The organism is Halorhabdus sp. BNX81, from assembly GCF_029229925.1.
In the GTDB taxonomy this organism is placed as follows: Archaea; Halobacteriota; Halobacteria; order Halobacteriales; family Haloarculaceae; genus Halorhabdus.
Genome location: NZ_CP107254.1, coordinates 2,513,579 through 2,526,949, shown reverse-complemented (window position 1 = coordinate 2,526,949; position 13,371 = coordinate 2,513,579). Strand labels below are relative to the sequence as shown.

Sequence of the window (13,371 nt, the reverse complement as noted above, 5' to 3'; positions counted from 1 at the left end):
AGCACAATGAGTCGACACGACGGCGGAGATACACCGAACGAACGGCGCGGCGAATCGAACGAACACGAACTGCTCGGACAGGTTGATCGTCGGAGCTATTTGAAAGGGGCAGCGGCGACCGTGGCGACAGGACTCGGCGTCGGATCCATCGCGAGTCCGGCCGCTGCGATCACCGAGAACCAGACCGGGACTCACGACGGGTACTTCTACTCGTTCTGGACGAACGACCAGGGCTCGGTCGAAATGACGCTTGAGTCCGGTGGCAGTTACAGTGTCGACTGGAACGACACGGGTAACTTCGTCTGCGGCAAGGGCTGGCAGACCGGCTCGGACCGGGACATCGAGTATACTGCGAACTACAACCCGCAGGGCAACTCCTACCTGTGTCTCTACGGGTGGACGACGGATCCGCTGGTGGAGTACTACATCATCGAGGACTACGGCAGCTACAAGCCCGGAGACCAGTCCCAGGGGACCCACACCACTGACGGCTCCACGTACGAGATGTACACGTCCGAGCGAGTCGAGAAACCCTCGATCGAAGGGACGGCGACGTTCACGCAGTACTGGTCCATTCGACAGAACTCCCGGACGAGCGGCACCATCACCACTTCGAATCACTTCGACGCCTGGGAAAGCGCGGGCCTGAACATGGGGAGCCACGACTACCAGATCCTGGCCACTGAGGGCTACCAATCCAGCGGCAGTTCCAGCGTCACAGTCGGCAGTTCCGGCGGTGGCGGTGGCGGCGGTGGCGGTGGTGGCGGTGGTGGCGGTGGAGGCGGTGGCGGCGGTTCCGGCAGCCAGCAGCCCTACAACGGAACGCCGCACAGCATCCCCGGCACCATTCCGGCCGAGGAGTACGACCAGGGTGGCTCAGGCGTCGCCTACAGCGACAACACGTCCGAGAACGAGGGCGGTGCCATGCGGACCGGCGAAGGCGTCGACATCTCCTCGAACTCCGCTGGCTCGGGCTATTCGATCGGTTACATCGAGTCCGGCGAGTGGGTCGAGTACACCGTCGACGTCCAGCAATCCGGTGACTACACCCTCGATGCGCTGGTCGCCTCTGACTCGGGCGGCGGTTCCTTCCACCTCGAAGTCAACGGACAGAACGTCTCCGGGAACGTCAGCTTCGGCGCCACCGGGGGCTGGGACTCCTGGGAGACGGTTTCGACCTCGGGTGTCTCACTCGACGCCGGACAGCAGGTGATCCGCGTCTCCATGGACGAGAGCTGGTGGGACCTCAACACCATCGACCTCTCGCTTGACGGTGGCGGTGGCGGAGGCGGCGGAGGCGGCGGCGGTGGCGGAGGGGGCGGTAATGGCGGTACTGGTGGCGGTGGTGGCGGTACCAGCGGCGATCTCGTTGCGGAGATTGATCCGAACACCACCTCGGCCAGCACCGGCGACCTCGTGCAGTTCAACATCAACGACACCACTGGATCCGGGAACTACATCTCCTCGCTGGAGTGGGATCTCGGCAACGGTGTCACCGGCTCCGGCTGGTACATCGACGAACGCTACCAGTCCGCCGGCAGCTACACTGTCACACTCACCGCGACCAACAACGAAGGGACGTCGACGACTGACGAGGTGACCGTCACGATCACGTGAGGTGACTTTCCGAACGGCACTGGCGCTCTCTCGTATAACTCGCCTCGCTTGCTTTCGGGGCGTATAATTGCGGAATACACGGAGTGCGCTTCGACAGGTCGCCCTCGAAAGTCGATCGTTCGCCGGCTCGCAGTCAACTGTTACTGACTAGTAGCTCCCCCGAATATGTCGTTCCATAGAAATAGAATGATTTATATAGCTGGACTAATGTCATTTGTTTTGTTGGTATCTCACAATGGGGCAACACAAATCGGATGACTCAGGCAACGAGCAGGCAGTCGAATCGAACGCGAACGAACGGGTCGGACAGTTCGACCGTCGGAGTTACCTGAAAGGGGCAGCCGCGACCGTGGCGACAGGGCTCGGGATTGGCTCCCTGGCCTCCCCGGCCGCCGCCATCACGTCGAATCAGACCGGCAACGACAGCGGGTATTACTACTCGTTTTGGACCAATTCCGAAGGGACGGTCGAGATGACCCTGGGAGACGGTGGTAATTATAGCGTCGACTGGTCGGACACGGGGAATTTCGTCTGTGGCAAGGGCTGGGAGACCGGCGGCCGTCGTGACGTCGATTACACGGCCAACTACAACCCGTCGGGTAACTCCTACCTGTGCATCTACGGGTGGACGACGGACCCGCTGGTGGAGTACTACATCATCGAGGACTACGGCAGCTACAAGCCCGGCGACTCCTATCAGGGAACGCATACGACCAATGGGTCCACGTACGAGATCTACACGTCCGAGCGGGTGAACAAGCCCTCGATCGAGGGCAATGCAACGTTCACGCAGTACTGGTCCGTTCGGCAGAACTCCCGAACCAGCGGGACGATCACGACCGGCAACCACTTCGACGCCTGGGAGAACCACGGGCTCCCCATGGGTAACCACGACTACATGATCGTGGCCACCGAGGGCTACCAGTCCAGTGGCTCCTCGGAGGTCTGGGTCGGTGCCGATGGTAGCGGCGGTGGCGGTGGTGGCGGTGGTGGCGGTGGCGGAGGCAGCGGTGACACCGGTGGTTCGAGTGGCTCCTCGAATCCGCCATCCAGCGGCACCTACAGCATCCAGAACGTCAACAGTGGCAAAGGCATGGACGTCGCCGGGCAGTCGACGTCGGACGGTGCGAACGTCCAGCAGTACAGCTACTGGGGCGGCGAGAACCAGCAGTGGACGGTTGAGGATACCGGCGGCGGGCAGTTCCGGATCCAGAACGTCAACAGCGGGAAAGTGCTCGACGTCGCCAACCAGTCGTCCGAGAACGGCGCGAACGTCCATCAGTACTCGGACGGCGGCGGTGACAACCAGCGGTTCTATCTCCACGATCAGGGCGGCGGTCAGTACCACATCCAGCCGGTTCACAGCGAGAAGGCCGTCGAAGTCGAGAGTTCCTCGACCTCCGACGGCGGGAACGTCCAGCAGTACGACTGGCACGGCGGTAACAACCAGCTCTGGACGTTCGAGTCGGTCTAGTAGGGCTGTCGGGTAGATCATCGAGCACTCATTTTTGCTGTTGTCCACACTTCGACAGCTGCTGGTCGAACACCGTTTCGTGAAATCGTTGCCGGTGGGATTTGAAGCGAGTGAAGACGTTCCGGGATGCTTGCCCACTTCGTTCGCTGTGCTTCCGGGGCTGCGGCTCCCCGGTTCAATTCCCCACGTCAAGTATACGACGAGCGAAGCGAGTCGTTTCACCGGACGCGAACGAAGTGAGCGTCCGGCTTTTGGATACTAAAGCTTTCGAGGAGTGAGTTGCGGGCCGACGGCCCGCAACTGATACCGGTGGCGGCGAAGCCGCCACCCAGTTCGCGCCACGCACGAACCCGACGAGAAAAGTTTAGCGGGCCGGATGGGAATTGAACCACGGTCGTTCCCGTTCGCTCGCTTCGCTCGCTCACCTCCCTCTCCCTGATTCAATTCCCATGGGCGTTGTCACTGCTCACTATCGTTCGCAGGACAACGGGCCGGATGGGAATTGAACCCATGACCGTCTGGTTAAAAGCCAGACGCTCTGCCTGACTGAGCTACCGGCCCTCACTCGCTCATGGGGGAGTTGCCGGCTAAGTCCTTACGGTTGCCGCCGATCGGACTCCCCGACCGCGTCGTAGTGATCGGCCAGCGCCGCGGCGATGAGCGACCCGGGGGATTCGTCCTCCAATGAGGCTCGCCGCCGGAGTTCACAATAGGCCTCAACCGGCAACCGGATCGTGAGTTCGCCGAGTGGATATCCGGCTTGACCGAGGACGACGGCCGGATCCGCCCCGTCGGTGATCTCACTCGCCAGTGTCCGAACTTCCCGGACGGTCAAGCCATGGTCCAGGATCGCAAACGCCAGCAAGAACCGTGACGTCCCGCTGACCCGGGCGATGTGTTTGGCTGCGGTCGGCGCGATCTCGCCCTTCGCGACGTGTCGGCGGATCGACCGGGGTAAGTCGTGGACCCGAGACCACTTCCGGATGAACGAGACCGTCGTCTCGCCGCCGGCCCGTTCGGCAGCCGCTTTGTAGGAACCGACACCACGGACCAGTGCCGCACAGGCAGCCGCACCCCGGAGCATGTAGACGCTGTCCTCGTCGCCGACAGTGTTCTCGGCGAAGGCGCGGACGGTCGTCGCCGCCGCTTCGAGACTCTCGTCGTCGGTTGGATCGAACTCGACGGCCCGGTTCGCGTGCTCGCCTGTCGCGTCCGGGTCACCACGGATCACCGGTTGGCCGACCGGCGACTCCCGGTCAGTGGGCATCCCCGGCCCCTGCGTCTCGTCACTCATTCGTATGGTGGGACGGATTGTATGGCTAAAAACGTCTCGCCGCGATTCAATCGTCGGTGGCCGTCCGCTCGCGCTCCGCCGAGAGGTGTTCCCAGACTTCCGCACAGCCACAGCCGTCCTCGACGTTCTCGAGGTGCTCGTCCTCGCTGTCAGTGTCACTCATCGCTCAGTCCCTCCGCAAGTGTTGTCCAGGTTCGCGCTGCGATTAGCTGCCGTCTACTCATCGATCATTCGTAGCGCGTACAGCCCTAAAAGACCGCTCTCCGTGGTAATGCCTTCCCGAACTCCCATCTCGCGGCAAGAATATCCGGAAGCTACGACACTCGCCCTCTCACCCTACTCGCCAGCGTCGATTCAGGTCGCTGGCTTCTTCGAGAAGGGGCTGGCACTGACACAGAGTCAGCAATATTGGCCCATTTCAGTGAGGAAGCCGGAAGGGACTCCGTTTCTCCTGCTCGACGGCCGAGACACCACGTTGAAGACATTCCGCTTGTAACCCGCGAACATGTCAGCCTCGGAACTCGCTGCCGCAGTCCGCGAGGCGTTGTCGGTCGATCGTGAGGCGTTCCAGGCGCGGGCCGAGGAAGAAGCCCAGGAACTCAAAGCCGCCGTCAGAGCTGGAACCTTCGACAACAACCAGGCGATCATCGGCCTGGAGTTCGAACTCTACGCGGCCGACGACCGGACGGACGCCCTCCGTCGGGTGCCACGTCAGTTGCTCGAACGCATCGGTTTCGAGAAGGAACTCGGCCTGCACAACGCCGAAATGCAGACCAGTCCGCTGCCGTTGAACGATCACGGCCTCGAAGCCCAGCAACGACAGCTCCAGGCCAACCTCGCGCCGGCCATCGAGCGAACGGGGGCCGAGGACATCAGACTGGTGAGCGATGGGCTGTGGACGGTCCCACCCAACGGCGAGACCGCGGTCGAGTACCTCTGTGATTCCGTCGAGCAGGACGGGATCCGGATCGGGACGAACATGTCCGACAGCGTCCGGTATCATGCGATGGCGAACACGGACTACCCCTCGCGTTTCCGCCTCGACGCCCCGCACGTCTCCCTGGAGGCCGATACCGTCATGCCGGAGAGTCTCATCACGTCGATCCAGCCCCACTATCAGGTCCCGCATGCCCCTGATCTGCCCGAGCACTTCCGGTACGCCCTCCGGGTAGCCGGCCCACTACTCGCCCTGGGTGTCAATTCCCCATTTTTCCCGCCGGAGTGTTACGACGACGCCCACGATCGGGAGATCGTCGCCGACGCCCACATGGAACACCGGATCGGCATCTTCGAGTCCGTCCTCAATCCGTCCGCGGAAAGCGACGTCGAACCGAAGGTTCGGTTCCCCCGGGATCTGGATTCCGTCGAGGAAGCGATCGACCGGATCGTCGCTGACCCGCTGATCGTCCCGATGGACATCGATCGCGGGGACCGTTTCGACGATCGCTTCGCTCATATCCGACACAAGCACGGCAGTTACTGGCGATGGGTCCGACCGGTCTTCGACGGGGCGACACGCTCGGCGGCCAACGCTCGCATCGAGTTCCGCCCGCTGCCCGGGCAGCCGACAATCCGTGACGCGGTCGCCTTTACGGCTGTCTTCGCCGGGCTTCTGGAAAGTCTTCCACGTCGGGAACACCCCGTGCGCGAACTCGATTGGGAACGCGCCCGCGAGAACTTCTACGCTGCCGCTCGCGATGGATTGGACGCCGAGATGACCTGGATTACGGGCAGCGGCGAGACGACCGCGATCGACGAACTCTACGGCGACCTCTTCGAACACGCCCGCGACGGCTTGGAGTTGCGGGGGTTCTCGACGGAGCAAGCTCACCGGTACATCAAACCGCTTCGGGAGCGCCTGGATCGGCGGATGACGCCGGCCCGGTTCAAACACGACTACGTCCGCCGGCAGGTCCGTGACGGCGTCCCGCTCGGCGAGGCGATCTGGGGGATGCAGGCCGAGTACATCAATCGGCAGCGCGAGACCTTACTGGAGGGGACGTTCATCGACTGGCTGGCGTAGCCTATTGCCGTGCTGACTCGATGTATTCGAGGGCGGCTTGTGGCGTCTCGACGGCTTTGACGCCCGCAATGTCGTGCGTATCCAGGCCGGCAACCGGTTTCCCTGCGTCGAGCGCAAGCGCGATCTCCGAGAGCGTGCCCGTCGAGCCGTCGATGGCGATCGCGGCGTCGCCGTTGCCCACGACCAGGGCGTTACGTGCGTTGCCGAGGCCAGTAGCGATCGGCGTCTCGATGTACTCGTTGGCTGCCCCGCGGTCCGCTCCAGGGAGAATGCCGATCGTATGGCCACCCGCTTCCGTCGCGCCCCGGGCAACTGCTTCCATGACGCCACCGCGGCCGCCACAGACGACTTCGTGGCCGCGCTCGGCCAGCAACCGGCCGACTTCACGAGCCTGGTCGTACAACTCCTCGCCGACCGTACTCCCTCCGATAACACTGACGCGCATGGTTTTCAACTCGCTCGGCCGACCCGTAGCGATGTCGGTTCCACCTGGTCGAACATGTTCACCGGCAGGCCCAAACCTCGGCCGATCGAACGGCCGGTATGAGCGACGATCAACTGGCGGACCTCGCGGGATCGGTACTCGAACTCGAAGACTTGCTAGACTATCAGGACGGCGCGATCGTGAGCCGAACGCTGGTCGATCGGGAGGCCGCGACGCTAACGGTGTTCGCCTGCGACGAAGGCCAGACGATCAGCGAGCACACCGCGCCTCACGAGGCACTCCTGCAGGTACTCGACGGCACGGCCGAAGTCACGATCGACGGGACCGACTACGAACTGGCGGCCGGCGAGTCGATCGTCTTTCCCGCCGACACGCCCCACGCGGTCGCGGCAGCAGAGCCATTCAAGATGCTGTTAACGATGGTTCGGTAGATCGCTCTGCTTGCGTCCGGGAGCACACTACTCAGGAGCCCGGAAGACCCGGATCGTGTCGCGGTTCGTCCGCTCGCAGACGATCTGGGCCAGCCCCAGATCGGAGAAGACGGCCTTCCAGTCGCGGTGATAGAGCGGAAAGTCGTCGTTGACGTAGCTCACGTCCTCGGCGTCCGGGCCCCGATTCGGTCGATTGCCCTCGTTCTCGGCGGTGATCAGCAGGTCGCCGGTGACCCGGACCAACTCCTCGAACACCCATTCGTCGTCGGGATGGACATGCTGGAGGGTCTCGACGGAGTAGACGACATCGTAGGCGTCGTCGGGAAACTTCGGAAGATGGTCCTCGATCGCGCCGCTGAGGAAGGTCCCGGTGTCGGCGAGTCGCGGGTACTCCTCGGCCATGACTTCGAAGGATTCGTCGTTGATGTCGATCCCGGCGAGGTCCTTGTAGCCGACGCCGAGTAAGTGGTCCAGGTGGCGACCCGAGCCACACCCGATCTCGAGGATGCTCGCGTCTTCGCTCGCGTAGTATTCGATGACGGTCGCGAGCGTCTCGCTCACCTCGTTCTCTCCGATTTCGGCGTAGTATTCCGGCGAATAGGCGCCGTCGCGTTCGGCCCAGCTCCGGCGGTTGTCCTCCGGGTCCATGCGAGTTATGTCGGCGTAGGCAAGTGGGGGAGAAAAGGGCGACGAACCGGCCTGTCGCGATGATCGCTGTCCCCTAGGACGGTGGCATTCGCTACACTCATAATGATACTTCCAAGTATGATACTTCAGAGTATCAAACTTCAAAGTACGATCAGTCACGAGATCGACGTGGTGAGAATCACGACGAGCGAGACGCTGATCGTCGGCGAGTGCACGTTCACGCAGGCGCCGCTCGGGTACGACGCGTCCGCGACCCTCCAGGATCACGTCGAGGAACTTCGATGGACGCCAGAAGACGGGGGCGATCGGGTCGAGACGTACGCGCTCTTTTCCCGGAGTGGATTCACCTCGGCAGTCGAAGAAGCGGCTGACGAACGCGACGATCTGAAACTGTTCAGTGCCGGTGACGTCGTCGAAGCGCTCACGTGAGCAGGTTTTGGAGTGGCGGAGTGAGGGGCTGCACAATCATCACTGGCCCTTTCCTAACTGAGTGAAACAACGATCAGGTTTTGATATTGTTACTGGTTGGCGTGCAAGATGGAGGGCGCGAATCGGTCACCGTGGGGTGTCGGAATCAATACTGCTCGAATCGGTCGATACAGACGAACGCTTAAACGAAGTGCGCTGTGAGTGGATATAACGTGAAGTAACGCGTGGTTGGAGCGGTAATTCTTTCGGCGGTGTTTAGTTAATCGAGTCACGGTTGAGAACAGCCAGAAAGCCCCCGCGCTCTCAGCTACCGCGACTCGCTGCGCTCCGGCAGGTGCTTGCGTCGTCGGGGTGCGCTGAGAGCGCGGCCCCTTTCAGTCCCACCCTAGGCCGGTTGGTCAACCGGCATGGGCGGGACTGAAAGGGGCGAGTGGCTCCGGGACGACGGCCGAAGTAAGCACCGCAACGCAGTGAGGAGCGCAACGAGGCCCTCAATCGGAGCCACTCGGGGCTTTCTGGCTGTTGGAAGCGATTCCTGCTAAACTAAACACTGCCATTCTTTCTCGAACAAGTACTAACTGGCGCGGTCGTCAGTGCAATGTCACCGTCACCTTGAATTATTCGTCGGGGCCAGTTTCGGCAGCAGGCAGTGCCCTCGGTGTGAAGATTGTCGTGGGCGGCGCATACGATCCCGATCTTCGAACGTTCAATGAGTTATCAGCCGAACTCATCGTGGAGAATCCCTCGCAGATCGTAGAGATTCGCAATGACGGCACAGACGACCATCAACAGCCCCGCGGCGAAGAAGGCGACTAATCCCACAGTACTCTCAAAGAGTCGGTCGGGCATGATGAAGCCGAGCACAATCACTCCCATACAGATGACAGCGACGCCAACAACAATGGCTGCGCCAAATCCTCGGAGAGACGGGCGAGTCACCATACCGTAGTACATCCCCGCATAGGTGAAAACTGTGGGGCAAAATCGCACGCTTACTGAGCAATCGATTCACTAACATCCGCGTGACATCAACAGTGACCGAGTGATGCATAGATCCTCTATATCTTGTACAGTTCGATCCCAAAATTTCGAGACAAATACCGTGTTCGCTGTCTTCGATAAGTGTCTCGCCACGTCAGATTGACACCGCGCTACAGCGCTTCCTTGTACGCTTCGAGTGCCTCCTCGATGTCGTCCTCAGTATGCGCCGCCGAGACGAACTGCGATTCGAACTGGTTGGGCGTCAGGAACACGCCCTGATCTTTCATCGCCGGCCAGAACAGGCGCTCCCAGCGTTCGGTCTCGGCCCGATCCACGTCCGCGCCGTTCTTCGGGCAGGCGTCGTAGCTCGGACAGGACTCGCGCTGGCGACACCCCGACCCGCAGTGGTTTTCGCCGCTCGCCCCGTCGCGGGTGAAGATCACCTTGAACATCGAGTCCGACCCGACGACGGTGTACTCGGGGGCGCGATCCGCGACGATGTCGGTCAGGCCCTTGCGCATTTGCGCTCCCAGATCGTTGACGTGCTCCCAGACGTCGTTCTCGGCGGCGTACCGCAGCGTCTCCAGCCCGGCGGCCATCGTGACCGGGTGGCCCGAGAAGGTGCCCGACTGGAAGACGTCGCCGGCGGGCGTGAACTGCTCGATGATCTCGCTTTTCCCGCCGATCGCACCGACCGGGAACCCGCCGCCGACGATCTTCCCGAACGTGGTCACGTCGGGCTCGATGCCGAACTTGCCCTGGGCGCACTGCGGACCGCCGACCCGGAAGCCCGTGATCACCTCGTCGAAGATCAGAAGGGACCCGTAGTCGTCACAGAGGTCCCGGAGGGTCTCGTGATACCCCTCGACGGGATGGACGATGCCGTGGTTGCCGAGGATGGGTTCGGTCAGGACGGCCGCGATCTCGTCGCCGTGGCTCTCGAAGACGCCCTCGACGTATTCCTCGTCGTTGAACGGGACGGTGATCGTGTGCTCGGCGAAACTCTCCGGAATACCGGGACTCGACGGGCTCGTGTGACAGCCCTCGCCCTCGACGAGCGTCGACTCTTGAGCGCCGTGATAGGAGCCCTGCATGATGACGATCTTGTCCCGTCCCGTATAGCCGCGGGCCAGCCGGACGGCCGAGACGGTCGCCTCGGTCCCCGAATTGACGAAGCGGACCATCTCGACGCTGGGGACGTGTCTGGCGACGAACTCCGCGAGTTCGACCTCGACCTCCGTCGGCGCGCCGTACATCGGGCCCTCGGCGGCGCGCTGCTGGATCGCCGACTGGACCTGTTCCGGGAGGTCGTGGCCCAGCAGGAGCGGGCCGTAGCCCATCACGAAGTCCAGGTAGCGGTTGCCGTCGGCGTCGATGACGTGCCCGCCGTCGCCCTTTTCGACGAAGAAGGGGTACGGCTGGATCGCCCGCACGGAGGAGTTGACGCCGCCCGGGGCGACCGACAGCGCGCGATCGTACAGCTCGCGGGAGCGCTCGTGGTTCATGGCCGGTCGTTGCCGCCGGGGAGAAAAGTAGGTGTGGGTTCCGCCGGACGGATGTCTCCCGTCGCCTCGTCAGTCCGACCGATCGGCGTCCTCATCCACCGGCCGGCTGTCGTACTCCCAGATCAACTCGAAGTACCGGCCCAACCCGGCGACAAAGGAGCCGTTCTCGGTGACGGCGGCCTGTCGCATCGACAGCGGGACGTCCTTTTCCTCGACCAGCATGATCGCTTCGCCGGTCTCGTAGTCCATGCTGGGATCGACGATCGTCCCGCGCCAGGGGAGGGCCTTCTCGCTGTAGCGCAACGCGACATCCGGAAAGTCGGCCTGGAGCGTCTCGATCACGTCTGCCTGGGCGGTACGATTCTCCGCCGAGAGGTGGTCAGGATCGAGCAACAGGACTCGGATCGGGACATTGCTGTCGTAGGCAGCTTCGAACGCAGGGCGAACCGACTCGAAGTACGCGAAACTCTTCGTGATGACGGCGATCTCCTCGTCGGCCGACCCGTAGAGTCGGCGGGTTTCGGTCTCGCTTGGCTCGCCGACGTCGACGACGTGAAACAGGTCCTCGGTCGGCGTGACGTCCTCGCTGGCGCGCTCGTAGACGGGGCCGAACTCCGAGACGAACTGGTCGCGAAAGGTGTCGATCTCCGCCCGGGCCGACTCGAAAGACTGCCGGCGGTTCTCGACCGCCCGTTCGAGGATCGTCTCGGGGTCTTTGGCCTCGTACTCCTTTGGCCGGCCCGGGATCTCCTTGACGTAGCCGGCATTCGACAGCGTGTCGAGCACGTCGTAGATCCGGGCGCGCGGGATCCCCGTCGCCTCGGCGAGGTTCGGCGCGGTCGTCCGCCCGAGCGTGAGCAACTGCGTCAGCGCCGTGGCCTCGTACTCCCGCAGGTCCAGGGTCTCCCCGAGGTCCTCGGCGGTGTCGTCGGTCATAGTTCGGCTTTGGAGTCGGCGTGCAAATAAGGGATGGCTCTTTCGCCGGGCTCACGCTATCGACGATCCCCGTCCGTCTCAGAAGTCCGACAGCGTCGCCTGGAGGCCGGCGACCATCTCGGACTTCCGGCGCAGTGCCGTCAGCGACACCGGGAGCTGCTCGGTTACGCTCGTCACGGCGTCCCGGAAACTCCCGGCCTCGCCGTATCGGCCCGAAAGCGCGTCGGGCAGCCCCTCCGGATCCTCGAAGGCGTTGCGAACGCCCTCCCGGACCTGCCAGACGCCGACCGGGGCCCAGTAGTCGTCGGTCACCTCCCGAAGGACGAGACACTTGGCCTGTCGATCGATGTCGACGAGGTGTTCGAGCACCCCGAGTCGGGATGCATAGTAGGCCCCGGCGGTTTCCTCGACGTAGCTGCTCCGGCCCTCGTAACCTTCGTGGGCGCTGGCGAGGTAGTGCGTCTCCCCGAGGGGGTTCCAGACGCTCTCGGGGGCTTTCATCTCGACGAGCTCGAACTCCCAGTCCCCGGGCGTGAGGATGATCCAGTAGCGGTTGCCCATGTACTCGTTGTACCAGACCTGGGTCTCGTCGATGGTGTTCGCGTTGTGGATCCCCCCGTGGAGATACTGCCCGACCGTGTCGTCGACGGCGGTGATCGACCACCGCGTCGGGACGAGTCGCCGGTTTCGGCCCTGTCCGAGCGCGCCCGCCGAGAGGATGGTGTTGACATCGTAGACGTCGAAGCCCTTCCGGTAGAGGTACGTCATCGCGCCTTCCGCGCGCCAGTCGTCGTCCTCGAGGGTCTTCTCGACGGGACGGGGGACGTGGGGATTCTCGGCGAGTGTGGCTTCGGTCGCCCGTGCCCGCGGGCCCGTGGGCGTGGAGATGTCGTCAGTGGTCAGGTCGAAATCGGGCGTCCCGTCCAGCCCGATCTCGACATCGACGGGCCGGTCGGCGATGGCGACTTCACGCTGGGTGCCGACGAACCCATCCCAGACGTCATTCACGTCCACCTTCGCCGAGCGCTGGGAGTTCAGCAGGCCCGTCCGGCGCTGGAGGACGTCCTCGATCCCCAGGCCGTTGGCGTACCACTGGCCGCTGGTCGCAAAGTCCGTCGGGTCGCCGTCGTCGGCGACCGGCGAGAGCACGCCGGAGGAGACGTTCGGGTAGCCCGAGCGCCCGACGAAGATCTCGGGCGCGGTCGAGCCAAAGAGCGCGTCGCCCTGGAGGGTCTCCTCGAGTTGTCGCTCGACGTCTTCGAGGTGATCGGTGATCGCATAGGACTTCTCCTCGGCGAGGCGGCGCTTCTCGGCGGCCTCGTCGCGCTCGAAGCCTTCGATATAGTCGTCGAGCCGCATCTATCGGAACTATGACGACGAGAAGTATGAATCTACGGAACGACGGACTGCACGAGCGACGTGCCGCGCTGGTCAGCGACAGCTGCGGCGGTGGTTCGATCGCTCGGGTCCACCGTTTCTCGCGAGTCGGAGATCCATACACTCGGATCGGGTCCCAGAGTATTCACGACCACGACGGATCCGCCGGAGGGCCGTCACGTCGGGGACCTTTGGTCAGTGGGCCGTCGCG

General features: G+C 63.2%; 12 protein-coding genes and 1 tRNA gene. 5 read left to right on the top strand and 8 right to left on the bottom strand.

What is annotated here, in order from left to right; translation table 11 throughout:
- Nucleotides 1-6: 6 nt before the first annotated feature.
- The gene (locus HBNXHr_RS12775; RefSeq protein WP_275882427.1) at nucleotides 7-1,617 is read left to right on the top strand and encodes a glycoside hydrolase family 11 protein; all 1,611 of its coding nucleotides are present in this window, start codon (nucleotides 7-9) and stop codon (nucleotides 1,615-1,617) included.
- A 235-nt stretch (nucleotides 1,618-1,852) separates the two neighbouring features.
- Nucleotides 1,853-3,091 carry a glycoside hydrolase family 11 protein gene (locus HBNXHr_RS12770; protein WP_275882426.1) on the top strand — a complete coding sequence of 413 codons (1,239 nt, stop codon included), beginning with the start codon at nucleotides 1,853-1,855 and terminating at the stop codon, nucleotides 3,089-3,091.
- 487 nt (nucleotides 3,092-3,578) lie between these two features.
- Here HBNXHr_RS12770 and HBNXHr_RS12765 read toward each other — a convergent pair.
- Nucleotides 3,579-3,652 (bottom strand) — tRNA-Lys (locus tag HBNXHr_RS12765).
- A 34-nt stretch (nucleotides 3,653-3,686) separates the two neighbouring features.
- Nucleotides 3,687-4,385, bottom strand: coding sequence for a hypothetical protein (locus HBNXHr_RS12760; RefSeq protein WP_275882425.1), 699 nt, complete (start codon nucleotides 4,383-4,385; stop codon nucleotides 3,687-3,689).
- Between the two features lie 505 nt (nucleotides 4,386-4,890).
- On the opposite strand from HBNXHr_RS12760, the gene HBNXHr_RS12755 reads away from it, so the two are divergent.
- Nucleotides 4,891-6,408 carry a hypothetical protein gene (locus tag HBNXHr_RS12755; RefSeq protein ID WP_275882424.1) on the top strand — a complete coding sequence of 506 codons (1,518 nt, stop codon included), beginning with the start codon at nucleotides 4,891-4,893 and terminating at the stop codon, nucleotides 6,406-6,408.
- A 1-nt stretch (nucleotide 6,409) separates the two neighbouring features.
- Here the strand turns inward: HBNXHr_RS12755 and HBNXHr_RS12750 are convergent, their stop codons facing one another.
- On the bottom strand, nucleotides 6,410-6,853 hold the full coding sequence (locus HBNXHr_RS12750) for a TIGR00725 family protein (RefSeq protein WP_275882423.1): 444 nt from the start codon (nucleotides 6,851-6,853) through the stop codon (nucleotides 6,410-6,412).
- A 98-nt stretch (nucleotides 6,854-6,951) separates the two neighbouring features.
- Here HBNXHr_RS12750 and HBNXHr_RS12745 point away from each other — a divergent pair, with 98 nt between their 5' ends.
- The gene (locus HBNXHr_RS12745) at nucleotides 6,952-7,284 is read left to right on the top strand and encodes a cupin domain-containing protein (RefSeq protein ID WP_275882422.1); all 333 of its coding nucleotides are present in this window, start codon (nucleotides 6,952-6,954) and stop codon (nucleotides 7,282-7,284) included.
- Between the two features lie 27 nt (nucleotides 7,285-7,311).
- Here the strand turns inward: HBNXHr_RS12745 and HBNXHr_RS12740 are convergent, their stop codons facing one another.
- A complete protein-coding gene (locus HBNXHr_RS12740) occupies nucleotides 7,312-7,932 on the bottom strand; it encodes a class I SAM-dependent methyltransferase (protein ID WP_275882421.1) in 621 nt (206 codons plus the stop codon).
- Between the two features lie 117 nt (nucleotides 7,933-8,049).
- Between HBNXHr_RS12740 and HBNXHr_RS12735 the strand changes: the two genes are divergently transcribed.
- A complete protein-coding gene (locus HBNXHr_RS12735; protein ID WP_275882420.1) occupies nucleotides 8,050-8,361 on the top strand; it encodes a hypothetical protein in 312 nt (103 codons plus the stop codon).
- A gap of 717 nt (nucleotides 8,362-9,078) precedes the next feature.
- Here HBNXHr_RS12735 and HBNXHr_RS12730 read toward each other — a convergent pair.
- The 4 genes from HBNXHr_RS12730 to nreA all read right to left on the bottom strand — a co-directional run bounded on the left by HBNXHr_RS12730 (nucleotide 9,079) and on the right by nreA (nucleotide 13,142).
- Nucleotides 9,079-9,303 (bottom strand): hypothetical protein, encoded by a 225-nt coding sequence (locus HBNXHr_RS12730; RefSeq protein ID WP_275882419.1) that lies wholly within the window; start codon nucleotides 9,301-9,303, stop codon nucleotides 9,079-9,081.
- Nucleotides 9,304-9,512: 209 nt separating this feature from the next.
- Nucleotides 9,513-10,847 carry a glutamate-1-semialdehyde 2,1-aminomutase gene (locus tag HBNXHr_RS12725; protein WP_275882418.1) on the bottom strand — a complete coding sequence of 445 codons (1,335 nt, stop codon included), beginning with the start codon at nucleotides 10,845-10,847 and terminating at the stop codon, nucleotides 9,513-9,515.
- Nucleotides 10,848-10,916: 69 nt separating this feature from the next.
- Nucleotides 10,917-11,783 (bottom strand): helix-turn-helix domain-containing protein, encoded by an 867-nt coding sequence (locus tag HBNXHr_RS12720; protein WP_275882417.1) that lies wholly within the window; start codon nucleotides 11,781-11,783, stop codon nucleotides 10,917-10,919.
- Between the two features lie 78 nt (nucleotides 11,784-11,861).
- On the bottom strand, nucleotides 11,862-13,142 hold the full coding sequence (gene nreA / locus HBNXHr_RS12715) for a DNA repair protein NreA (RefSeq protein ID WP_275882416.1): 1,281 nt from the start codon (nucleotides 13,140-13,142) through the stop codon (nucleotides 11,862-11,864).
- Between the last annotated feature and the right edge of the window lie 229 nt (nucleotides 13,143-13,371).

Coding starts and splice junctions, on each gene's coding strand:
- HBNXHr_RS12730 (WP_275882419.1), bottom strand. CDS start 9,303: ATGGTGACTCGCCCGTCTCTCCGAGGATTTGGCGCAGCCATTGTTGTT.
- HBNXHr_RS12775 (WP_275882427.1), top strand. CDS start 7: ATGAGTCGACACGACGGCGGAGATACACCGAACGAACGGCGCGGCGAA.
- HBNXHr_RS12740 (WP_275882421.1), bottom strand. CDS start 7,932: ATGGACCCGGAGGACAACCGCCGGAGCTGGGCCGAACGCGACGGCGCC.
- HBNXHr_RS12745 (WP_275882422.1), top strand. CDS start 6,952: ATGAGCGACGATCAACTGGCGGACCTCGCGGGATCGGTACTCGAACTC.
- HBNXHr_RS12760 (WP_275882425.1), bottom strand. CDS start 4,385: ATGAGTGACGAGACGCAGGGGCCGGGGATGCCCACTGACCGGGAGTCG.
- HBNXHr_RS12755 (WP_275882424.1), top strand. CDS start 4,891: ATGTCAGCCTCGGAACTCGCTGCCGCAGTCCGCGAGGCGTTGTCGGTC.
- nreA (WP_275882416.1), bottom strand. CDS start 13,142: ATGCGGCTCGACGACTATATCGAAGGCTTCGAGCGCGACGAGGCCGCC.
- HBNXHr_RS12725 (WP_275882418.1), bottom strand. CDS start 10,847: ATGAACCACGAGCGCTCCCGCGAGCTGTACGATCGCGCGCTGTCGGTC.
- HBNXHr_RS12770 (WP_275882426.1), top strand. CDS start 1,853: ATGGGGCAACACAAATCGGATGACTCAGGCAACGAGCAGGCAGTCGAA.
- HBNXHr_RS12735 (WP_275882420.1), top strand. CDS start 8,050: ATGATACTTCAGAGTATCAAACTTCAAAGTACGATCAGTCACGAGATC.
- HBNXHr_RS12750 (WP_275882423.1), bottom strand. CDS start 6,853: ATGCGCGTCAGTGTTATCGGAGGGAGTACGGTCGGCGAGGAGTTGTAC.
- HBNXHr_RS12720 (WP_275882417.1), bottom strand. CDS start 11,783: ATGACCGACGACACCGCCGAGGACCTCGGGGAGACCCTGGACCTGCGG.